At 64.4% G+C, this 19,766-nt stretch carries 22 protein-coding genes, 1 tRNA gene and 1 pseudogene; 13 read left to right on the top strand and 11 right to left on the bottom strand.

The window, feature by feature from the left end; translation table 11 throughout:
- Nucleotides 1-4 precede the first annotated feature (4 nt).
- From AB4Z37_RS18645 to ctrA, 4 genes are all read right to left on the bottom strand, one after another.
- Nucleotides 5-346: a hypothetical protein gene (locus AB4Z37_RS18645; protein ID WP_441518228.1), complete on the bottom strand. Its 342-nt coding sequence runs from the start codon at nucleotides 344-346 to the stop codon at nucleotides 5-7.
- Nucleotides 347-356: 10 nt separating this feature from the next.
- Nucleotides 357-761: a DUF350 domain-containing protein gene (locus tag AB4Z37_RS18640; RefSeq protein ID WP_441518227.1), complete on the bottom strand. Its 405-nt coding sequence runs from the start codon at nucleotides 759-761 to the stop codon at nucleotides 357-359.
- Nucleotides 762-803: 42 nt separating this feature from the next.
- Entirely contained in the window at nucleotides 804-1,445 is a 642-nt protein-coding gene (locus tag AB4Z37_RS18635; RefSeq protein ID WP_441518226.1) for a hypothetical protein, read from the bottom strand.
- A gap of 225 nt (nucleotides 1,446-1,670) precedes the next feature.
- Nucleotides 1,671-2,372 carry a response regulator transcription factor CtrA gene (gene ctrA, locus AB4Z37_RS18630; protein WP_441518225.1) on the bottom strand — a complete coding sequence of 234 codons (702 nt, stop codon included), beginning with the start codon at nucleotides 2,370-2,372 and terminating at the stop codon, nucleotides 1,671-1,673.
- A 367-nt stretch (nucleotides 2,373-2,739) separates the two neighbouring features.
- On the opposite strand from ctrA, the gene fliI reads away from it, so the two are divergent.
- From fliI to AB4Z37_RS18610, 4 genes are all read left to right on the top strand, one after another.
- Entirely contained in the window at nucleotides 2,740-4,065 is a 1,326-nt protein-coding gene (gene fliI, locus AB4Z37_RS18625) for a flagellar protein export ATPase FliI (RefSeq protein ID WP_441518224.1), read from the top strand.
- Nucleotides 4,066-4,174: 109 nt separating this feature from the next.
- Complete coding sequence (fliJ, locus tag AB4Z37_RS18620; protein WP_441518223.1) at nucleotides 4,175-4,594, top strand: flagellar export protein FliJ; 420 nt, start codon at nucleotides 4,175-4,177, stop codon at nucleotides 4,592-4,594.
- A 267-nt stretch (nucleotides 4,595-4,861) separates the two neighbouring features.
- Nucleotides 4,862-5,410 (top strand): sigma-70 family RNA polymerase sigma factor, encoded by a 549-nt coding sequence (locus tag AB4Z37_RS18615; RefSeq protein WP_441518222.1) that lies wholly within the window; start codon nucleotides 4,862-4,864, stop codon nucleotides 5,408-5,410.
- Nucleotides 5,411-5,435: 25 nt separating this feature from the next.
- A complete protein-coding gene (locus tag AB4Z37_RS18610) occupies nucleotides 5,436-6,320 on the top strand; it encodes an anti-sigma factor (protein ID WP_441518221.1) in 885 nt (294 codons plus the stop codon).
- A 258-nt stretch (nucleotides 6,321-6,578) separates the two neighbouring features.
- Here the strand turns inward: AB4Z37_RS18610 and AB4Z37_RS18605 are convergent, their stop codons facing one another.
- The gene (locus tag AB4Z37_RS18605; RefSeq protein ID WP_441518220.1) at nucleotides 6,579-6,773 is read right to left on the bottom strand and encodes a hypothetical protein; all 195 of its coding nucleotides are present in this window, start codon (nucleotides 6,771-6,773) and stop codon (nucleotides 6,579-6,581) included.
- 196 nt (nucleotides 6,774-6,969) lie between these two features.
- The gene (gene flhA / locus AB4Z37_RS18600) at nucleotides 6,970-9,207 is read right to left on the bottom strand and encodes a flagellar biosynthesis protein FlhA (protein WP_441518219.1); all 2,238 of its coding nucleotides are present in this window, start codon (nucleotides 9,205-9,207) and stop codon (nucleotides 6,970-6,972) included.
- 178 nt (nucleotides 9,208-9,385) lie between these two features.
- Here flhA and AB4Z37_RS18595 point away from each other — a divergent pair, with 178 nt between their 5' ends.
- Together AB4Z37_RS18595 and AB4Z37_RS18590 are read left to right on the top strand one after the other, a co-directional pair.
- Nucleotides 9,386-10,636 carry an MFS transporter gene (locus AB4Z37_RS18595; protein ID WP_441518218.1) on the top strand — a complete coding sequence of 417 codons (1,251 nt, stop codon included), beginning with the start codon at nucleotides 9,386-9,388 and terminating at the stop codon, nucleotides 10,634-10,636.
- A 106-nt stretch (nucleotides 10,637-10,742) separates the two neighbouring features.
- Nucleotides 10,743-10,818: transfer RNA gene (locus AB4Z37_RS18590), tRNA-Ile, on the top strand.
- 44 nt (nucleotides 10,819-10,862) lie between these two features.
- On the opposite strand, the gene AB4Z37_RS18585 is transcribed toward AB4Z37_RS18590, so the two are convergent.
- Together AB4Z37_RS18585 and AB4Z37_RS18580 are read right to left on the bottom strand one after the other, a co-directional pair.
- On the bottom strand, nucleotides 10,863-11,657 hold the full coding sequence (locus tag AB4Z37_RS18585; protein ID WP_441518217.1) for an adenylate/guanylate cyclase domain-containing protein: 795 nt from the start codon (nucleotides 11,655-11,657) through the stop codon (nucleotides 10,863-10,865).
- A 251-nt stretch (nucleotides 11,658-11,908) separates the two neighbouring features.
- On the bottom strand, nucleotides 11,909-12,472 hold the full coding sequence (locus AB4Z37_RS18580; protein ID WP_441518216.1) for a TetR/AcrR family transcriptional regulator: 564 nt from the start codon (nucleotides 12,470-12,472) through the stop codon (nucleotides 11,909-11,911).
- Between the two features lie 113 nt (nucleotides 12,473-12,585).
- Here AB4Z37_RS18580 and AB4Z37_RS18575 point away from each other — a divergent pair, with 113 nt between their 5' ends.
- Nucleotides 12,586-13,242, top strand: coding sequence for a glutathione S-transferase (locus AB4Z37_RS18575; protein WP_441518215.1), 657 nt, complete (start codon nucleotides 12,586-12,588; stop codon nucleotides 13,240-13,242).
- 179 nt (nucleotides 13,243-13,421) lie between these two features.
- Here AB4Z37_RS18575 and AB4Z37_RS18570 read toward each other — a convergent pair.
- Nucleotides 13,422-13,529: pseudogene (locus AB4Z37_RS18570) on the bottom strand (NADP oxidoreductase coenzyme); the annotation flags it as partial.
- 206 nt (nucleotides 13,530-13,735) lie between these two features.
- Complete coding sequence (locus AB4Z37_RS18565) at nucleotides 13,736-14,026, bottom strand: DUF718 domain-containing protein (RefSeq protein WP_441518214.1); 291 nt, start codon at nucleotides 14,024-14,026, stop codon at nucleotides 13,736-13,738.
- An 853-nt stretch (nucleotides 14,027-14,879) separates the two neighbouring features.
- Between AB4Z37_RS18565 and AB4Z37_RS18560 the strand changes: the two genes are divergently transcribed.
- The 6 genes from AB4Z37_RS18560 (at nucleotide 14,880) to AB4Z37_RS18535 (ending at nucleotide 19,267) form a co-directional block, all read left to right on the top strand.
- Nucleotides 14,880-15,296, top strand: a complete 417-nt coding sequence (locus AB4Z37_RS18560) for a hypothetical protein (protein WP_441518213.1) — start codon at nucleotides 14,880-14,882, stop codon at nucleotides 15,294-15,296.
- Between the two features lie 72 nt (nucleotides 15,297-15,368).
- Nucleotides 15,369-15,758 carry a PRC-barrel domain-containing protein gene (locus AB4Z37_RS18555; protein ID WP_441518212.1) on the top strand — a complete coding sequence of 130 codons (390 nt, stop codon included), beginning with the start codon at nucleotides 15,369-15,371 and terminating at the stop codon, nucleotides 15,756-15,758.
- Between the two features lie 68 nt (nucleotides 15,759-15,826).
- Complete coding sequence (locus AB4Z37_RS18550; RefSeq protein ID WP_441518211.1) at nucleotides 15,827-16,423, top strand: HdeD family acid-resistance protein; 597 nt, start codon at nucleotides 15,827-15,829, stop codon at nucleotides 16,421-16,423.
- Nucleotides 16,424-16,702: 279 nt separating this feature from the next.
- A complete protein-coding gene (locus tag AB4Z37_RS18545) occupies nucleotides 16,703-17,626 on the top strand; it encodes an alpha/beta fold hydrolase (protein WP_441518210.1) in 924 nt (307 codons plus the stop codon).
- A 28-nt stretch (nucleotides 17,627-17,654) separates the two neighbouring features.
- Nucleotides 17,655-18,491, top strand: coding sequence for a MerR family transcriptional regulator (locus AB4Z37_RS18540; RefSeq protein WP_441518209.1), 837 nt, complete (start codon nucleotides 17,655-17,657; stop codon nucleotides 18,489-18,491).
- A 98-nt stretch (nucleotides 18,492-18,589) separates the two neighbouring features.
- On the top strand, nucleotides 18,590-19,267 hold the full coding sequence (locus AB4Z37_RS18535; protein WP_441518208.1) for a glutathione S-transferase family protein: 678 nt from the start codon (nucleotides 18,590-18,592) through the stop codon (nucleotides 19,265-19,267).
- Nucleotides 19,268-19,496: 229 nt separating this feature from the next.
- Here the strand turns inward: AB4Z37_RS18535 and AB4Z37_RS18530 are convergent, their stop codons facing one another.
- Nucleotides 19,497-19,730 (bottom strand): hypothetical protein, encoded by a 234-nt coding sequence (locus AB4Z37_RS18530; RefSeq protein WP_441518207.1) that lies wholly within the window; start codon nucleotides 19,728-19,730, stop codon nucleotides 19,497-19,499.
- Between the last annotated feature and the right edge of the window lie 36 nt (nucleotides 19,731-19,766).

Below are 19,766 nucleotides of genomic sequence, written 5' to 3'. Positions count from 1 at the left end.
GAGCTCAGCCGCCGGAGAAATGCGCGCCGATGGCATGCGCGAACGAACCGAAGCCACCACGCGAGACATGGCCGCCACCATCGCTGGCCGAGCTGCCATTCGAGGTGGTGTGGGACGAAGAGGACGACGAGTTGCTGTCGCCGAAGAAGCTCCAGCGTCCCGACGAATGCCCTCCAGAGGAGGAGCTTCCCGAGCCGCGCGCGCAATCCCGGGGCTGGGTGCCGTCCGTGCCGGCGATCGCCGGGCGATCGGCGCGGCAGTCTTCGCTCGGCATCAGCGAGTAGGCGGTGCCGCCGACGCCGGCAGTGCCCATCAGCAGCAGCATGACCTGGGTGGAACGTTTCATCGCGCGCGTCTCAGGTGGTCATCGACGCAGCGTTGAGCGCGCCGGCGGCGAGCGACGACAGGCCCAGCCAGATCGCCGGCGCGAGCTCACCGGCGGCGATGCGCGCGGAGAGGTTCGGCACGGGGATGCGCACGATGAAGTAGACGATGATCTGCACGATCAGCGCGATCGCGCTCCAGATCAGGCAGTCGAACACGTTGGCGGCATGGATCATGGCGCTGATCACCGGCAGCGTGAAGCCGAGCAGGCTGAGCCCGAGCGCGATGGCGGCGCTCGGCACGTTGTCACGGATCAGCTTGAACTCATCGTGCGGCGTGACGCGGGTGTAGACGAACAGGTAGGCGAGCACGGCGACGATCGCCGTGCAGAAATACACCAGGAACGCCGGCAGCCCGGCGAGAGATTGCAGGATCATCGGTTCAGCCCCCAGAGATATCCAATCGACGCAAGTCGCAGATCAGGTTTGTGTGGTTGGTCGCCGCAACGGGTGCGGTGGTTCGACGCGGCTATGCTCGGCGGCGCCTCGGCGTGCCTCGGGAGCCGCCAGCGCGTAGCGGTCGACAATGACCTCGTAGAGCCACTCGCGCTCGATCTCTGTCGCCTCACCGGCAAAATCGAGGCGTCGAGGGCCGATATCGAGGGTGAGGCGGTTGCTTTTTCCGGTTGGACGCAACCGAAGGGTCCGCAGGGTCGCGCGGCTGATGTCGAGCTTCGTGCGGCGCGGGATCAGGTAGCGCCAGCTCCATCGGCCATTCCGCCCCGGCATCAACTCAGGCGGCAGCCCTGAGTCATAGCGAATGCCGCGGGGCGTCAGCCGAAGCGTTTCGGAAGTCGGAGTTCGGAGGTTGAGATAGATCGAGCCAAGCGCCAACAGGCCGAAGGCAAGCGCGATTGTGAGCGAGATCGTTGTGAGGATGGGGGAGGTCCCGAGCCATTGGCTCTGATCCCAGATGTAGCGGGCGCATAAGGTGAGCGCGCCTAGCAGGACGATGACGCGGAAGAAGCGGGGGGCGGTTCTCCTGTAAGGAATGGCGACGAGCGTGTCGGCTCCGTCGCTTTGAATGGAAATCGTCGAACCCGCGGGCGGGGCTGAAATCATCGCTGTCTCCGGCAGAACGGCTGCGCAGACGAAAACGGCATCGTGTCGGGAGCGACCGATGCCCTTCAAACGCTGCGACTATAGCGCGGCTGGCGGGACCGTCCATGCCGCGCGGGCGGGTGGCGCTGGCGGTCATGGTGATGATGGCCCCAAAAACAAAAACCCCGCCATTCGCGGCGGGGTTCAGTCGGGAGGAGAGAGCCTCGCGGCTCGCCGTCAGACGCCTTACGCAGGAATGCGAACGTCTTCCTCGTGCGGTTCGCGGAGCACGTAGCCGCGGCCCCACACGGTCTCGATGAAGTTGCGGCCCTCGGACGCGTTCGCGAGCTTCTTGCGCAGCTTGCAGATGAAGACGTCGATGATCTTCAGCTCGGGCTCGTCCATGCCACCGTAGAGGTGGTTGAGGAACATTTCCTTGGTGAGGGTGGTGCCCTTGCGGAGCGAGAGCAGCTCCAGCATCTGGTATTCCTTGCCGGTCAGGTGCACGCGCTGGCCGGTGACCTCGACCGTCTTGGTGTCGAGGTTGACGACGAGGTCGCCGGTCTGGATGACCGACTGGGCGTGCCCCTTGGAGCGGCGGACGATGGCGTGGATGCGCGCGATCAGCTCGTCCTTGTGGAACGGCTTGGTCATGTAGTCGTCGGCGCCGACGCCCAGGCCCTTCACCTTGTCCTCGATGCCGGCGAGGCCGGACAGGATCAGGATCGGGGTCTTGATCTTGGAAACCCGCAGCTGCTTGAGAACGTCATATCCGGACATGTCCGGCAGGTTCAGATCAAGCAGGATGATGTCGTAGTCGTAGAGCTTGCCGAGGTCGACGCCCTCTTCGCCGAGATCCGTCGTGTAGACGTTGAAACTCTCGGACTTGAGCATCAATTCGATCGACTGCGCGACGGCGCTGTCATCTTCAATCAGCAATACGCGCATGCCAGTCCCCTATAATCGCCGCTCCGGGCGTCAGGTCGAGCCGCGAACGTGCGGCACTGGAAACGCCTTTGAACAACTGATTCGGACCCTGACTGGCTATGGTTAACAAAACCTGATTCGTCTCCGCAAGCTCTATCGGTGCAAAATTCGCCGAATCGACCTAAGATATTGCGTGTAACCAGCTTTTTGTACCCGCCCGCGTTCAAGTTCCACTTTAAGAGTCGGCGTTAACCGACTCTCGCGACTCGCCCTTCTTCTAAGGGCGAGCGCGATCAGTTACCAAAGACAGTGACGCAATGATTAACGATGCGGGTAAACACGAAGTTAAGGGCGCTCCCTAGCGCTTCCAAAACTTAAGGTTTTCGCAATGAAAGCGCTCGCGGAACAAATCGGCGATATTGAAGGCGTCAATATTTATGGCCGCGTCGTGGGCGTGCGCGGCCTGATGGTCGAGATTGCCGGTCCCATCCATGCGATGTCGGTGGGCGCGCGGATCGTGGTGGAGACCGCGCCCGACCGTCTCATCCCCTGCGAGGTTATCGGCTTCACCGGCAGCAACGCGGTGGTGATGCCGTTCGGCGGGCTCGATGGCGTGCGGCGCGGCTGCCGCGCGGTGATCGCTAACGCGGCCGGGCAGGTGCGGCCGTCGCCGGCATGGCTCGGGCGTGTCGTCAACGCCATGGGCGAGCCGATCGACGGCAAGGGGCCGCTGATGCAGGGTGCCTCCCCGATGCCCTATCGCAACGCGCCGCCGCCGGCACACTCGCGTAAAAGAGTGGGGGCGCCGCTCGATCTCGGCGTGCGCTCGCTCAACACTTTCCTCACCTGCTGCCGCGGCCAGCGCATGGGCATCTTCGCCGGCTCGGGCGTCGGCAAGTCGGTGCTGCTGTCGATGCTGGCGCGCAATGTCGATGCCGACATCTCGGTGATCGGGCTGATCGGCGAGCGCGGCCGCGAGGTGCAGGAGTTCCTGCAGGAAGACCTCGGCGAGGAGGGCCTCGCGCGCTCGGTGGTGGTGGTGGCGACGTCCGACGAGCCGGCGCTGATGCGACGCCAGGCGGCGTATCTCACGCTCGCCATCGCCGAGTACTTTCGCGACGACGACAAGGACGTGCTGTGCCTGATGGATTCGGTGACGCGCTTCGCCATGGCGCAGCGCGAGATCGGCTTGTCCGCCGGCGAGCCGCCGACGGCCAAGGGCTATACGCCGACTGTGTTCACCGAGCTGCCGAAGCTGCTGGAGCGCGCCGGCCCCGGCTTGGGTACGGGCACCATCACCGGCATCTTCACCGTGCTGGTCGATGGCGACGACCATAATGAGCCGGTGGCCGACGCGGTGCGCGGCATCCTCGATGGTCACATCGTGATGGAGCGCTCGATCGCCGAGCGCGGCCGCTATCCGGCGATCAACATCCTCAAGTCGGTGTCGCGCACCATGCCGCGCTCGGCCGATCCCGCCTACCTGCCGGTGATCTCGCGGGCACGGCGGATCATGGCGACCTACGCCGACATGGAAGAGCTGATCCGGCTCGGCGCCTATCGCGCCGGCTCCAGTCCCGAGGTCGACGAGGCGATCCGCCTGCACGATCCGCTCGAGGACTTCCTGCGCCAGGCCAAAACCGATGCCACCGGCATTCTGGAAGGTTACCAAAGGCTTGAGCAAATTGTCGGGGTGTTGGAAACGGAACGCTAACTTTGTCGGGCCATGATCTGTCGCAATTTGCAGTGAAAGCCGGTGGGGCCCTTCCAGGGAACCGGCAATGTCCCGCGTTCGCAGGGGGACTTCTGGGGAGTACGAGTCGATGAAGTCACGAGACACGCTGATCCGTCTGAAGAAATTTCAGGTCGACGAGAAGCGCCGTCGGGTCACTCAGATCGAGAGCATGATCGCCGACTTCCAGCGCATGTCGTCGGATCTGGAACGCGAGATCCAGCTGGAGCAGGAGCGCGCCGGCATCAGCGATCCGACCCATTTCGCCTATCCCACCTATGCCAAGGCCGCGATCCAGCGCCGTGAGAACCTGACCCGTTCGGCGGACGAGCTGCGCGGACAGCTCGAGGACGCCAAGGCGGCGCTCGGCGAGGCGTTCGAGGAGCTGAAGAAGGTCGAGCTGCTCGACGAGCGCGACCAGGCCCGCGAGCGGGCCGAGGAGAATGCGCGGGAGCAGGCCGACATGGACGGCATCGGCCTGATGCGGGCGCGCCTGTCGGCGCTGGCCTGATCGCTTGGCGCGGTGACGCCGCATCGCCATCGGGGCGGTGCGCCGTGCAACCGAGGTTGAAGGCCTGGGCCCGGCGGTCCGGGTTTTTTGCTTTTCTGGTGGGCGAATCGGCCCGCAAGGCTAGTGTCCCGGTTCTGATATTCGCATCAGATGTGATACCAACATCGTCGTTTCGCCGCCCGGTTGCGGGCGGTGGAGCGGGTTTGGGCGCAGTGCAGAAGGGACAGAGGACCGACGTCGTGGGGTTTCAGGGGCTGGGGACATGGCATGCTGACGCCGGCTGAGCTGGTCTGGCTGCTTGCGGCCGTCGCCAAGGGCGACGAGGCTGCCTTCGAGCGCCTGTATGCGGCGACACGTGCGAAACTCTATGGCGTCGTGCTGCGTATCTTGCGCCGACAGGATCTCGCGGAGGAGGTCGTCCAGGAGGCGTACGTCAAGATCTGGAACGGGGCCGGGCAGTTCAATCCCGGCCTTGCGTCTCCGATCACCTGGATGGTCTCGATCGCGCGCAACCGCGCCATCGACATGGTGCGCAAGCGCAGCGAGGTTTCGATCGAAGAGGAGCCCGCCGCGATGGACGTCGCATCGGACAGTCCCGATCCGCTCGAACGGCGTGAGATGACCGATGAATTGCGGCAGCTGCTGGCCTGCGTCGGCCGGCTGGAGCCGGACCGGCAGAAGCTGGTGCTGCTCGCCTACTACAACGGCTGGAGCCGCGAACAGCTGGCGACCAAGTTCAGCGCGCCGGTGAACACGATCAAGACCTGGCTGCGACGCAGCATGCTCGAGATCAGGGAATGTCTTGGACTGACGTGACCATGATTGACGTGACGATGGCCGGATGAGCTACAGCGAAGACCATATCGTCCTGGCGGCGGAATACGTGCTCGGCACCCTCGACGTCGAGGAGCGCGCCCAGGTCGAGACCATGATGTCGGTCGATGCCGACTATCGCCGCCTCGTGGAGAGCTGGCAGACGCGGCTTGGCGAGCTCAACGCCATGGTCGGCGCGGTGGAGCCATCGCCCGAGCTGTGGGGGCGCATCCGCGCCGCGATCGGGCTGACGTCGCAGCAGTTGCCGATGGAGCTGCCGGAATTGCCGGCGCCGCCGCCACCCGAGCCGGTGGTGGACGTGCCGGCCGTTGCTGCGGCCGAGCGGGCACAGGTGATCATGTTCGAAAGCCGTGCCAGGCGCTGGCGCAATGTCGCTGGGGTTGCCGCCGCGCTCGCTGCCTCGCTGGTTGCGGTGGTGGTGACGCAACTGGTGCGGCCGGAGCTGCTGCCGGCCGCGCTGCGCGGCAAGCCGCGGATCGAGACCGTGCAGGTCCAGGTCCCGGTGCCCGTGCCGACGCCGGCGCAGTTCGTCGCGGTGCTGCAGAAGGGCAGCGATGCGCCGGCCTTCATCCTGACGGTGGATGTCGCCGGCAAGGCCTTCACGGTGCGCCGCGTCGGGGCTGAGGCCGAGCAGGGCAGGAGCTACGAGCTGTGGCTGGTGTCCGACAAGTTTCCGCAGCCGCGCTCGCTCGGCGTGATCGGCGCGGAGGACTTCACCGCCCGTCCGGCTCTCGCCGGCTATGACGCCGACACCATCAACCAGGCGACCTATGCGGTCAGCATCGAGCCGGAGGGCGGGTCGCCGACCGGGGTCGCCACCGGTCCGATCGTGTTCACCGGCAAGCTGGTCGAGACGGTGCCGTCGCCGACGCCTCCGGCGTCACCGCGCTGACGGGGCACCGATCGCTCCATCATGGGGCGGCGGTCGGCGCATTGGGCATCCGCGTCTGAAATTCCCGGCCCGAAACGAAGAAAGCGCCCGTGGGGAGCGGGCGCTTTCTCACTTGTGTCACTTGGGGAAGTGACGGGGTCGTCATGGGGTAGTCACTTGGGGTAGTGGGTAGTCTACGTATCCACGGGGCGACTTTGGGGGGCTGGTAAAGAGCCTCGTGAATTCCTGAAATCTCTCTCCTCGTGTCAGCGGGCGGCGTCAGCGAACCACGGAACCGGTGCTCGTCAGCACAACCGGCTTGCCGGCCTTGATGACGCGCGCAGTCTGGGTCCCTTCGTCGGCACCGATGTGAGCGGTGATTCCGACGCCTGCGACGACGATGGCGGCGACCAGCGCGACAACTACAATTTTCAGGTGGGTCGATCGATCCGCACTGTAAATCGAGTGGTTCACGGAAGCCTCCTGCCCTCACGCTGTCCTGCTTCAGGACGTTGGTCGTGTCGTCGGCTGTCAGGTTCAACGCTGTGACCTAAAGAACGTAGGGATCGGCCTTTCGGTTCCAAATAGGCGATCACAAAGCGGTGATAATGCTTGAACGGCCGCGATTAGAAAACCGCGGCCGTTCAAAAATGTAAATTATATCAAGTATTTAAATTGATCCGACAGTTTTGAGTCGGGCGCGGGGGTGGATCTCGGCCTGCGACAAAACAGTTGTCTGTGACCGAAAACGCTCAACCAGAGAGCGGACGAACGGCCGGATCGCCGCGGAGGTTACGAGCACCGGAGCCTCGCCTTCCCGCGCCGCCTGCTCGAAGCGGTCGCGCACCACGGTCATGAATTCCGACAGCTTGGAGGGCTGCATCGCGAGGCTGCGGTCGTCGCCGGTGCCGATCAGCGATTCGGCGAACGCCTGCTCCCATTTGGCCGACATGGCGATCAGCGGCATGTAGCCGTTGATCGAGGTGTTCTGGGCGCAGATCTGGCGGGCGAGGCGGGCGCGGACATGCTCGACCAGGGTCGCCGGGTTTCGGGAGAACGGCAGCGCGTCGGCGATGCCCTCCAGGATGGTCGAGAGGTCGCGGATCGAGATGCGCTCGGCGAGCAGCAATTGCAGCACCCGCTGGATGCCCGACACGGTGACCTGGTTGGGAACGATGTCCTTGAGCAGCTCGCCCTGTTCCTTCGGCAGCTCCTTCAGCAGCTTCTGGACCTCGCCGTAGGAGAGGAGGTCCGACATGTTGTTCTTCAGCAGTTCGGTGAGATGGGTCGAGAGCACGGTCGCGGCGTCGACCACGGTGTAGCCCTTGAGCGAGGCTTCCTCCTTGAGTGCGGCATCCACCCAGGTCGCCGGCAGGCCGAAGGTCGGCTCGGTGGTGTGGGTGCCGGGCAGTTGCACCTGGCCGCCGGCGGGATCCATGACCATGAAGTTGCTCGGCCAGACCCGCCCGTTGCCGGCGTCCACTTCCTTGATCTTGATGATGTAGGTGTTGGCTTCGAGCTGGACGTTGTCGAGGATACGCACCGCCGGCATCACGAAGCCCATCTCCATCGCCAGCGACTTGCGCAGGGCCTTGATCTGCTCGGTCAGGCGGTCGGTGCCGTCGGGGCCGTTGACCAGCGGCAGCAGCGCGTAGCCCAGCTCGATCTTGAGGTCGTCGATCTTGAGCGACGCCGAGATCGGCTCTTCCGCGGCGGCGGCCGCAGCGGCCGCGGCCGCGGGCGCGGCGGCGACGGCTGCGGCTTCGGCCGCGTCCTTGCGGCTCTGCTTGCGGGCGATGACCGCGAGCGCGCCGGCGCCGCCGCCGAGCAGCAGGAACGGAATGGTCGGGATGCCGGGCACGATCGCCAGCAGGATCATCACCGCCGACGACATGCCGAGCGCCTGCGGGTAGCCCGAGAACTGCTTCATCAGCGCCTTGTCGGCGGCGCCGCTGACGCCGGCCTTGGACACCAGGAGGCCTGCGGCGGTGGAGACGATCAGCGCCGGCACCTGGGTGACGAGGCCGTCGCCGACGGTGAGCAGGGTGTAGCTGCGCGCCGCTTCGGTGAACGGCAGGCCCTGCTGGGCGATGCCGATGATCATGCCGCCGATGACGTTGATGAACACCACCAGCAGGCCGGCGACGGCGTCGCCGCGCACGAATTTCGAGGCACCGTCCATGGCGCCGTAGAAGCCGCTCTCGTCCTCCAGCGCCTTGCGGCGCTCGCGGGCGGTCTTCTCGTCGATCAGGCCGGCGGACAGGTCGGCGTCGATCGCCATCTGCTTGCCGGGCATCGAATCGAGGTGGAAGCGCGCCGCGACCTCGGCGATGCGGCCCGAACCCTTGGTGATGACCACGAAGTTGACGATCACCAGGATGATGAAGACGATGATGCCGATGACGAAGTTGCCGCTCATCACGAAGTTGCCGAACGCTTCGATGACGTGGCCGGCCGCGGCGCTGCCCTCGTGGCCATGGGCCAGGATCAGGCGGGTGGAGGCGAGGTTGAGCGACAGCCGCAGCATCGTCGAGATCAGCAGCACGGTCGGGAACGCGGAGAACTCGATCGGCGACTGGATGAACAGCGCGGTCATCAGGATCAGCACCGACAGCGTGATCGAGACCGCGAGGAACAGGTCGAGCACGATCGACGGCAGCGGCAGGATCAGCACCACCAGGATGGTGAGGATGCCGATCGCGAGCGCGATGTCGCCGCGCCGCAGGATGCGGCTGATCTCGGCAAACGAGGGAATTCCGGTCGTGGCCGCCGCCACGCCGCCGCCAGCCACCGCCGTCTCTGCCATTGCCGCCGCTTCCCCGCGCCCGTGCCGATCGCGGCCGCCAAGCGTCCGCGCGGCGGCCAACGGGCCGCCGACCGAGAAGTGATTCACCGCACTGGCGTCCACGGGGCACCCCCGCTCTGCAGGCCGACGACACTCACCTTCACTGGGCAAAATTTGCCCGGTGTATGGTTAGCAAATGGTTAACGGACGCCCGGCGGAAGGTCGCAGTGGCTTTGTGGCAGCATGTTTTTTCTTGCATGGGCGCCATTCGTAGAACGACTTGACCGGGAGGCGCGCGGCGATGAAGCTGTCACCGTCGCCGGGTTTCAATCATTCCATGTCTCAATCGTCTGTTTTCGTCCCTAACTCGCGCCAGGCGTGGGTCCGACTCGGGCTCGCCCTGATCATTGGCTCGCTGGGCAGCGTCGGCATGTGGTCCGTCGTGGTGTCGTTGCCGGTCGTGCAGGCCGACTTCTCCGCCACGCGCGGCGCCGCCTCGTTCGCCTTTACCTGCGTCATGCTCGGCTTCGGGGCCGGCGGTGTGGTGATGGGGCGCGTCACCGACCGCCTCGGCATCGTCCCGGCCATCGCCATCGGCCTCGTGGCGCTGGCGATCGGCTTCCTGGGCGTCGGATTCTCGCAGGCGCTGTGGCAGTTCAACGCCATGTACGTGGCGATCGGGCTCGGCGGCGCCGCCACCTTCGGGCCGCTGATGGCGGAGGCCTCGCACTGGTTCGAGCGCCACCGCGGCTTTGCCGTCACCATCGCCGCGAGCGGCAATTATATTGCCGGCACCATCTGGCCGCCGCTGGTGGAGCGCGGCATCGCGCTGGCCGGCTGGCGCACCACCCACATCGCCATTGCCATCGCCTGCGGCATTCTGATGGCCCTGACGCTGCTGGTGCTGCGGGCGCAGATGGGCGGGCAGGCGCAGCGCGGCCATGCCGACGCGGCGCCGCCGCGCATCGACCTGCGGCTCGGCACCAACACGCTGACGGCCCTGCTCAGCCTCGCCTCGATCGCCTGCTGCGTCGCCATGGCGATGCCCCAGGTGCACATCGTCGCCTATTGCGGCGATCTTGGCTACGGCGTGGCGCGCGGCGCGGAGATGCTGTCGCTGATGCTGGCGTTCGGGATCGTCAGCCGGGTCGGATCAGGATACCTCGCCGACCGCATCGGCGGCCTGCGCACCCTGCTGCTGGGCTCGGTCGCCCAGGGCATGGCGCTGCTGTTCTATGTGTTCTTCGACGGCCTGACGTCGCTGTACATCATCTCGGCGATGTTCGGCCTGTTCCAGGGCGGCATCGTGCCGAGCTACGCCATCATCGTGCGCGAGTCGATGCCGGCGAGCGAGGCGGGGACCCGCGTCGGCATCGTCATTTTCGCCTCGGTGTTCGGCATGTCTCTGGGGGGCTGGATCTCCGGCGTGATCTTCGACGCCACCGGCTCCTATGCCGCGGCCTTCCTCAATGGCCTCGCCTGGAACGCGGTCAACATGGTGATCGCCGTCAGCCTCCTGCTGCGCGCCCGCCGCCGCTTCGCGCTGGCGTGAGGGGGGCGGACGCCCCGGCCGAGCGAGGCTCGGGGATCGCCTGATTGCGGGGAGCTCGCCTTCATTGTAAGGGGTGATCCGCTGCCGTGGCGCGTTCGGCCCCGGCGGGCCTGTAGCTCAATGGTTAGAGCCGGCCGCTCATAACGGTCTGGTTGCAGGTTCGAGTCCTGCCGGGCCCACCACACCAGACCCGAGAACGAAGCGGCGTCTGTTCTTACAGCGCGTCCTAATGTTCAACCCGGTACAGCCGCCAGCGTTGCGGAACGCCTTTGAGCTGGTGGACGCCGCGGTCCTTGAAACTGATGTCAGACTTCGGCATTAAATCCCGGACCGCGCTCGACACCAGCACTTCGCCGGCGCGCGCCTTGGCGGCGACGCGGGCGCCGATGTGAAACGCAAGGCCCACCACCTCAGCGCCGCTCACCTTGTACTCGCCGGCATGCAGCCCCACTCTGATCTCGAGGCCCAGTGTGCGCACGGCTTCGCGGATCGCAGTCGCGCAACGCACGCCGGCGGCCGGCGCCTTGAACGTCGCGAGCAATCCGTCGCCCGTCGTCACCACTTCCTTGCCGCGCGAACTCCTGAGCTCCTTACGGACGGCGGCGTAGTAGTGGCCCATCACCTTGGTCCAGCGGGCGTCGCCGAGTCGCGCGGCTTTTTCAGTCGAGCGGACGATATCGACGATGAGGATGGTGGCGAGGGCCTGTTTGAGGTCGGCGTCACGCGTGGCCGATCGGCGCCCGTTCGCGATCGGCCCTGTCAACGGCTCGTAGCGATGGTTGCGACGCCGCGCGATCGCAGCCTTCGTGTAGTCCATGGCACGCTGCGCCGTGCCGCAGCGTACGGTTTTCTCCCGCGGCGGAATCGTCCAGAACACCTTTCGCCCGGCGCCCGCGCCCTGGACCTCGACGGCGCCCCACTTGAGGAGGACCGCCGAGCCGACCCGTCGCACACACCACGCCTTCGAGGTGTAGCCGGAGACGTTCGACTGATGGATGCCGATGCGAAGGAATTTGGGCATGAACGTGCGGCCAATCGAAAAACCGTTCGGGCGTATCGGTCGTGAGCGTAGTCATCCGGCCTTTTCTTGGCAACGGTCTGACTGATCGAGTTGGTAGTCGTCAGATTGATTGATGATCAGCTCGTATTTCAGACTCACGCCGCCTTCGCACGTGGGGTCACTTGTGGAAGTCCGCGCTTATAGGGGGCGTCTTGATGCCACTCCCGTCCAGGGCCTCACTGCGGTCTGATGCTGGTGTCGCCGGGGCCGACCTATGCCGGCAGAAGACCCGCGGCGCGATAGCTATCGATCAACGAATCGTAGAGCGAAATATCGCTGCGGCTTCTGGCCATGAGCTGCGCGCCGGCGATGGCGGCGAAGATGGCGCGGGCCCGCTGTTCGCTCTTCCTCGAATTAGCCAGGCGCGTGGCCACCAGCAGTTTGCTCAGCCACGCCACGTTGACGTCGGCAAAGGTCCGGACCTCCTGCTTCACTGCGTCCGGCAGGTCATCGACTTCCGCGGACATGTAGCTACAGAGGCACATCCGGTTGTTGCTCTCGAGCGCTTTACGAAACACATCGGGATATCGACGCAGACAGCGGACAGGATCCACCGTTTCCGTCAGCATCAACTCGAGCTGGGCGGCGGTGTCCTCCCAGTAGCGCCGCGCGACGGCCACGCCGAGATCGGCCTTGCTCGGGAAATGGTGGTAGATGCTGGCGGCCTTGATGCCGACTTCGTCCGCGAGATCGCGGAAATTCAAGCCGCCATAGCCACGCGCCTGCGCGGTCCGCTTTGCCGCCGCCAGGATGGCCTCCCGAGAGCTTGAACTCATTTCATCGCCTCACCGCCTCGTTATCTACCAAGTGACAGATAGGCTTTGACGAGTCGGATTTGAAGCCCTTATATCTACCTACCAAGTGGTAGGTAGATAACATGGGAGTCGTGATGAAGATCTACGATTGGCCAACCGGCCCATATCCGGCCCGCGTTCGCATCGCCCTGGCCGAGAAGAACCTGCGGTCGCACGTGCAGTTCGTATTGGTCGATCTCTACAAGGGCGAGCACAAGAAACCCGAATTCCTCGCCAAGAACTACTCGGGCACCCTTCCGGTGCTCGAGCTCGACGACGGGGCTTTTATTGGCGAATGCACGGCCATTACCGAGTATCTTGACGCGCTCGATGGCGCGCCGACGCTGACCGGCAAGACGCCGCGCGAAAAGGGCATGATCCACATGATGAGCAGGCGCGCCGAACTGGAACTGCTCGACGCCATCAGTGTCTATTTCCACCATGCCACGCCGGGTCTTGGGCCTCATGTCGAGATCTATCAGAATCCTGAATGGGGGTTCCGTCAGCGCGACAAGGCCCTCAAGGGAATGCACTATTTTGACGGCATTCTGAAAAGACAGCCGTTCGTCGCCGGCGAGGCGTTCACGATGGCCGATATCACCGTCATAGGCGGCTTGATCTTCGGGGGACTCGTGAAGGTGCCGGTGCCGGCGGAGTGCGAGGCTCTACTGGCGTGGTACGCGAGGATGCAGGAGCGTCCCAGCGTCAAGAACCGGATAACGATGTCCGAGACGACCGAGACATCCGCTTGAAATCGCCTGCGAGCAACCGCTCTCGCGCGGCCAGCGCGAGGGCGGATCGGCAAGTAGAGCCCGGATGAGCGCAGCGATATCCGGGGCCCTTCCATTCGCGTCGTGGTCTCCCGCATATCGCTGGGCTCATGCCCGCTACGCGGCTAGCCGCTCTTCGAACAGCGTCCATACGCCTTCGATTACGGCTCCTTCTTGAATAAATCCTGGAAGATGAGCTGGCCCCAAGTGCGGCCGCGCGCGTGCACGTGCGCGCCACCCTCGTTGAGCTTTCCGAGCTTGACCGAGTCAGACGTCAGCTTCGGGGTAAACGCGCCTGACCCGGCCAATCACGAATGCCACCTGATGTCGGGCTCACGTCCAACAGCGAACGACGTCGCATCGGCGATGCAACCCGTTCTGCGATGAGCCAACTTGGAACCAGGAAGGATCACCGCGACGCGAATGTACCCGCGCTTCACGCGGATGTCGCTCCGAGCGAACAGCTTAAGGCGGACTATTTCAGCGTTAGAACGACCGGTCCAGCAACGGGATCTGTTACACCGAGCCCGTTGCCGAGGTCTTCCAAGGTGTCCCGGAACGAATTCAGTGTCGCGATCATGTCCGAACGTGCGCTTGCTAACGTTTCCATGTCCGGCCACTCGGCGATGACGCAATATGTGCGCTCGCCCGTCTTTATCATGTGAGAATGCTTAAGGCCGGGCCAGCTGACGTTCTTGTGAGCTTCAATAAATTCTTCATCACGTCCGGGCTTCACCCGAAAGCGTACCGCGTTGAATGCAGTCATGGGTGTGCGTCCTTCCAGCGCAGATGCGAATAGCCCCGATTTCTTGCACGGGGATCATCCCCATTTTACATCGTTGCGCAAGCACCGCCCAACTCGCCCTGACCGCTCTGATGTCGGCACCGGGCCAATCGCGTCGTTTGGGCCGACCACGCATGACTTCCGGTCTTCACCCGGAAGCCGACATGATCAACGCAGTCGGAGGTGCAAGAGCCTCAAAACTGCCCACCAGACATCCCACAGAAATCCCCTGAACAAACGCGCATGAATGCACGAGCTTCATTGAAAACACTCGAATTTTCCGGATATTCGCTGCGCTCAGCAACAGACTTCATCCACATTCTTGAGAGACAAAAACTCGTTCTACTCGCGAAGTTGGTCGAGCGGCACGTTTCCGATCTGTAGGCACGATAAGTGATCTGACCTCAGTTGGCGCAACGGCAGCGCCAGCAGCGCACCAGAACGACCCAACCGAAAACGCAACAACGCCAGACCCGAGGACGAACCAGCGTCCGTTGTTGCGGCTTGCCCTCATGTTCAACCCAGTACAGAAGCCATCGCTGCGGCACGCCCTTGAGCTGGTGAAAGCCGCGCTCCTTGAAGCGGATCTCTGACTGCGACATCACATCCCTGACCGCGCTCGCGGCGTGCCGCCAGGCGTCGATCTGATCCGAAGCTTCGCTCGGGGACTGTCGCCCGCGCCACGCTCCAGCCTTGCTCCCGAACGGCGCTTCCGGCCTGATCGCCCGTCGGATTGGCCGGATGGCACCCCCGGTTTGGCCGGCTTCCACCGTTTCCCGGACCGAGCGATGGCCTACTCTTGGCGGCGAACTTGGCCCGCAGCAGGAGGCTCAACATGGGCGCACGCATCGACCAGTTTTGCGAAGACCTTCGGCAAAAACTCACCAGCGCCGACAGCGGCCTCGACAGCCTGAAGGCAAAGATCGACGGCAAGGTGGCGCACGTCGAACAGGACGTGCAGAGCCATCTCGACAGGGTGCGCAAGCGTGTCGAGCAGGGCCGCACCAAGATCGCGGCTGCTCAGGCTGACATCCAGGAGTGGGCGGACCAGAAGAAGGCCGCCACCAGTGACAGGATCGCCGAATGGAAGGCGACGCGCGAGCTCGACAAGCTGCAGGGGCGCGCCGACAAGGCCGAGCGTTATGCCGCGGCGGCCTCGGCCGTTGCAGTCGCCGCCCTCGATGAAGCAGAGGAAGCCTCGCTCGAGGCATGGCTCGCTCGCCAGGATGCGAACGCGGCACAGGCGAAGTAGGCGGCCGATCGGTGTTTCCGGCATGCGGCCATGCCCCGTCGACACCCAGATGATTGCATTGTGGAGGTTATCATGAAGCGTCAAGCTACAGCGGTGCTGGCCGCTCTCGCTCTGATCGTGCCGGTCGTGGTCCAGGCACAGGTCGCCGGATCGACCCTTCTTGGTGTGAGCTACGGTGAGCTGCGCAATGTGACGCTCGGCTGGAGCGCCAAGCGGCAGATCCTGGGACATCCAGTCTACAACAACGTAGATGAGAGGATCGGTGCGGTCGAGGACATCATCGTCACGACAGACAAGTCGGTCTCCTACGCCATCATCAATGCCGGCGGTTTCCTCGCGGTTGCGAAGCACACCGTCGCCATCCCCGTTTCCCAGTTTCAGCTGAATGGCGAGAAGCTGGTCCTGCCGGGCGCGACCAAGGACGCTCTGAAGGCGACCCCGACATTCGAATACGCCAACTGACCCGTTTCACGGCAGCGGCGATTGTCGCACCGGCAGTCGCCCGAGGCAGAGCCGAATGGAGAAGCACAATGGCTGATACGCATCCTCAAAGTCGACCGGTGGTGGGCCTTGCCGGGCCGGGCCTGCTGCGTTCGCTTGCAGACAATTGGTGGCTGCTGCTGCTGCGTGGCCTCGCGGCCATCGCCTTTGGCGTCCTGGCGTTCCTCTGGCCGGGGCTGACGCTGATCACCCTGACCTGGCTCTGGGGCGCTTATGCCCTGAGTGACGGCATCATTGCGATTTGGGCTGCCATCAGCGCATCGGGCGGCGATGCCAGTCCGCGCTGGTGGCTCGGCCTCAGTGGCGTCGTCAGCATCTTCGCCGGCGTCGCGGCGTTCTGGTACACCGGCATCACCACGCTCATGCTGCTGATGTTCATCGCCGTGTGGGCCGTCATCATCGGTGCCATCCAGATCTGGGGCGCCATCGCGCTGCGGAGCGTGGTGCAGAACGAATGGCTGCTCATCCTCAATGGCGTGCTGTCGATCGCCTTTGGTGGCATTCTGATGGTCCAGCCAGGCGCGGGCGCGCTGTCGGTGGTCTGGATAATCGCCTGGTATGCGATCTTCTTCGGCGGTCTCTACGTCGCGGCAGCTGTCCGGCTCCGGCGCTACAGGAGCGCATAAGGACCATCGCCGAACGCCGATGAATTCGCCGTCAGAGGCCGGGTTTATCGGCTGCCGGCATCATTCGGACCGTGTCCTGCTCCGATCACGGACCGGAGGGTGATCGCCCTCCGTCCGGGAGTGATCCTCTCCAGGGCGAGGAGGCTGGCGGGGTGCCATCGCCGCATCACCTCGCCTTCGTCCGGGGGCGTTGAAAATAGCCTCTGAAAAATAGCCCTTGACTTTGACGCTACGTCAAACCGCCATAACAGCCTCCTCGAGCAACCGAGGAGGCCTGTCATGATCACCACGCGCCGCATATTCCTGGGAACGACGCTGCTGGCCGTCTCGGCGGCGGCCTTGCCGCGCGTCTGCGATGCTCAGGACACGGTCCGCACCGGCACGATCAAGGGCAAGGACGGTGTCGAGCTGTTCGTGAAGGATACCGGCGGCACGGGCCGCGCGATCGTCCTCACCCATGCCTGGCCGCTGAACGCCGATATCTGGGATGATCAGGCCCGTGCGCTGTCCCGGTCGGGCTTTCGTGTCATCAGCTACGACCGCCGTGGCTTCGGGCGCTCCGGCAAGCCGGACAGCGGCTATACATTCGATACGTTCGCAGATGACCTGGCTGCGGTCATCGACCAGACCGGGGTGCGCGACGCCACCATTGTCGGCTACTCCATGGGGGGAGGCGAGGTCGTGAGATATCTCACGCGCCATAACGGCAGGAATGTCGGCAAGGCGGCTCTTGTCAGCGGCGCGGCATACGACCTGCTCAGGACCGAGGATAATCCGATCGGTGCGGACATCGCGGTCTTCGACGGCATGAAGCAGGGCGTGCAGCGCGACCGCAAGGCGTTCCTGACGGAGCTGCTGACCAACGTCTTTTTCGACGCCAAGCGTTCGTCGACGGTCCCGGTGACGCCGCAGGTGATCGATCGGGCGGTCGCTATGGCGATGCAGGCGAGCCTGCCGGCCACGATCGGCTGCATCGATGCCTTCAGCAAGACCGACTTCCGCCCGGAACTCGGGGCGGTGAAGGTGCCGACGCTGGTTCTGCACGGCACGGCCGACATTCCCGTGCCGTTCGCGCAGGCGAAGGCGACCGCCGCGGCAATCGCCGGGGCGAGGCTGATCGCCTATCAAGATGCGTCACATGGCATTGTCGTGACCGAACGTGACCGGGTCACCATGGACTTGCAGGCGTTCGTCGCCGGCTGAAGATACCCCGACAGAGGCAGGACCGCTCATGTTTCGCATTGGTGAATTTGCCCAGATTGCCCAGATCTCCAGCCGCCAGCTGCGGTTCTACGATCAGCTCGGGCTGCTGCAGCCGGCTCACATCGATCAGCAGACCGGCTACCGCTACTACACGATCCGGCAGCTGCCGCGGCTCAACAGCATCCTTGCGCTGAAGGAGCTCGGGCTGTCGCTCGAGCAGATCGGCCCCCTCCTGGACAAGGAGGCATCCGCCGCCCAGCTGCGCAGCATGCTGACGCTGAAGCGGGCGCAGGTCGAGCGCTCGCTCCAGGAGGAGGAGGCCCGGCTGCGGCACATCGAGTCGCGGATCGCGCAGATCGACAGGGAAGGGAAGGCCGAGGGTTTCGATATCCTGACGAAGTCGGTGCCGGCGACGCCGATGCTGTCCGTCAACTGCGCGTGTGACGGCATGGATGACGTCGTGCGCATGGTGCGAACGGTCGCGGAAGAAGGCACGCGGCGGATCAAGCCGGCGCTCCGCGACAAGCTCGTCGTCATCGCCCGCAACGACGTCGACGGCGACAGGCTCGACCTCGACATCGGGTTTTCTTTGACGCGGTCCACGAACGAAAGCGTGCGTATCGCCGGCGACCTGGTGCTGCGCCCCGCCGAACTGGCCGCGGTCGAGACCATGGCCACCATCGTGCGGCCGGGAACGAACGCCGAAAGCCACACCTCGTTCAGCGCCCTCGGCCGCTGGATCGAGGCCAACCACTACGAGATCGCGGGGCCGTGCCGCGAAATCTTCCTCGAGCCGATCATCGGCGCCCCAGGCTTTGAGGGGGCGCTGGTCGAAATCCAGTTCCCGATCCGCAAGGCCGCCTAGCTTCATCGACGGCGATTTGCGTTCTCGCCGGGCACGCCACGCGTGCCGGCAACACCCCGGCTTTGCCTCATGCAAGCCTCAACCGCAGGAGACCAAACATGTTGACCATTCATGGCGTGCCGCTCTCGGTCCACACGCGCAAACCGATCGTGACCGCAATCCTCAAGAAGCTGGACTACACATTCGAGGTGGTGATTCCGGTGATCCCGGACAATCCGCCGGCGAACTGGAATACCTTGAGCCCCACCGGTCTCATTCCGGTGCTTCAGGACGGCGGCTATACGCTTCCGGACTCGACGGCGATCTGCCTCTACCTCGAAAAGAAGCAGCCCGCGCCGGCGATCCTGCCGGACGATGCCAAGCACTATGGCCGCGTGCTGTGGTTCGATGCCTATGCCGGCGGCACGATCTACCGGCACGTTGTCCATCCTCTCTTTATCCAGACCATCGTTCGTCCCAACATCCGCAAGGAGTCGACGGACAAGGCGTTGGTCGACGATGTTCTGAACAACGTCCAGCCCAAGATCCTGAACTACCTGGAATCGCAGATCAGCGGCAAATTCCTGGTCGGCGACACGATGACCCTCGCCGATATCGCGATCGTGTCGAACTTCATTGTCTACCACTACATGGGCTACAGGCTTGACGCTGCGAAGTATCCAAAGCTCATCGCCTACATCAAGGGCATCGCCGCCACGGATGCTTATGGCAAGGCACTCGACGATGAACGGCCGTTCGTTGCCAGCATGGGCCTCGATCGCAGCTTCTTCGGCTGATCGCCCGCGCGATCGTTCCAGCTGTCCTGGAGACGGGGAGCTGCCGTTCGTCACGGCAGCCCCCATGATCTGATCGCGGTGCGCCGCGGAATCCGTATGGCCGACGACTGCGGTGAACGGTGACACATGTACCGCCACGAGCGGTCGCTCGACCGATCCAAAGGCGCTGCGGCGTCGGTGGCGTCCTCGCGTCCCGGCCAGCAGCATGTCGCTTGAACCGGCATCTTCGTCAGGGCGCTCGAGCGCTGGCGTTCGGCGAGATCTGGGGCATGACGAAAGCCCCGCCAAACGCGACAGCGACGGCCTGCTGCTGTGGCCCCGCCGCGATCTGGCCGCCAATCTCCGCCGCGGTGCCGGGAGCGCCGATGCACGCGGTATCAATGACAAAACAACGGTTTAAAGGCATAAACCAGTTGCCGAAAATCGTCGCAGGTGTCACGTTCCCGGGCGACAGCGGCACCATTTGATTGCCTCACCGCTCGATACCGAGGAAGCCTGC

The sequence above is a fragment of the Bradyrhizobium sp. 2TAF24 genome, assembly GCF_052115025.1.
In the GTDB taxonomy this organism is placed as follows: Bacteria; Pseudomonadota; Alphaproteobacteria; order Rhizobiales; family Xanthobacteraceae; genus Bradyrhizobium_A.
This window is presented reverse-complemented; position numbering and strand designations above follow the sequence as displayed.

Excerpts from the sequence above, each read along its gene's own strand:
- AB4Z37_RS18645 (WP_441518228.1), bottom strand. The coding sequence starts at position 346 with ATGAAACGTTCCACCCAGGTCATGCTGCTGCTGATGGGCACTGCCGGC.
- AB4Z37_RS18640 (WP_441518227.1), bottom strand. The coding sequence starts at position 761 with ATGATCCTGCAATCTCTCGCCGGGCTGCCGGCGTTCCTGGTGTATTTC.
- AB4Z37_RS18635 (WP_441518226.1), bottom strand. The coding sequence starts at position 1,445 with ATGATTTCAGCCCCGCCCGCGGGTTCGACGATTTCCATTCAAAGCGAC.
- ctrA (WP_441518225.1), bottom strand. The coding sequence starts at position 2,372 with ATGCGCGTATTGCTGATTGAAGATGACAGCGCCGTCGCGCAGTCGATC.
- fliI (WP_441518224.1), top strand. The coding sequence starts at position 2,740 with ATGAAAGCGCTCGCGGAACAAATCGGCGATATTGAAGGCGTCAATATT.
- fliJ (WP_441518223.1), top strand. The coding sequence starts at position 4,175 with ATGAAGTCACGAGACACGCTGATCCGTCTGAAGAAATTTCAGGTCGAC.
- AB4Z37_RS18615 (WP_441518222.1), top strand. The coding sequence starts at position 4,862 with ATGCTGACGCCGGCTGAGCTGGTCTGGCTGCTTGCGGCCGTCGCCAAG.
- AB4Z37_RS18610 (WP_441518221.1), top strand. The coding sequence starts at position 5,436 with ATGAGCTACAGCGAAGACCATATCGTCCTGGCGGCGGAATACGTGCTC.
- AB4Z37_RS18595 (WP_441518218.1), top strand. The coding sequence starts at position 9,386 with ATGAAGCTGTCACCGTCGCCGGGTTTCAATCATTCCATGTCTCAATCG.
- AB4Z37_RS18585 (WP_441518217.1), bottom strand. The coding sequence starts at position 11,657 with ATGCCCAAATTCCTTCGCATCGGCATCCATCAGTCGAACGTCTCCGGC.
- AB4Z37_RS18580 (WP_441518216.1), bottom strand. The coding sequence starts at position 12,472 with ATGAGTTCAAGCTCTCGGGAGGCCATCCTGGCGGCGGCAAAGCGGACC.
- AB4Z37_RS18575 (WP_441518215.1), top strand. The coding sequence starts at position 12,586 with ATGAAGATCTACGATTGGCCAACCGGCCCATATCCGGCCCGCGTTCGC.
- AB4Z37_RS18565 (WP_441518214.1), bottom strand. The coding sequence starts at position 14,026 with ATGACTGCATTCAACGCGGTACGCTTTCGGGTGAAGCCCGGACGTGAT.
- AB4Z37_RS18560 (WP_441518213.1), top strand. The coding sequence starts at position 14,880 with ATGGGCGCACGCATCGACCAGTTTTGCGAAGACCTTCGGCAAAAACTC.
- AB4Z37_RS18555 (WP_441518212.1), top strand. The coding sequence starts at position 15,369 with ATGAAGCGTCAAGCTACAGCGGTGCTGGCCGCTCTCGCTCTGATCGTG.
- AB4Z37_RS18550 (WP_441518211.1), top strand. The coding sequence starts at position 15,827 with ATGGCTGATACGCATCCTCAAAGTCGACCGGTGGTGGGCCTTGCCGGG.
- AB4Z37_RS18545 (WP_441518210.1), top strand. The coding sequence starts at position 16,703 with ATGATCACCACGCGCCGCATATTCCTGGGAACGACGCTGCTGGCCGTC.
- AB4Z37_RS18540 (WP_441518209.1), top strand. The coding sequence starts at position 17,655 with ATGTTTCGCATTGGTGAATTTGCCCAGATTGCCCAGATCTCCAGCCGC.
- AB4Z37_RS18535 (WP_441518208.1), top strand. The coding sequence starts at position 18,590 with ATGTTGACCATTCATGGCGTGCCGCTCTCGGTCCACACGCGCAAACCG.
- AB4Z37_RS18530 (WP_441518207.1), bottom strand. The coding sequence starts at position 19,730 with ATGGTGCCGCTGTCGCCCGGGAACGTGACACCTGCGACGATTTTCGGC.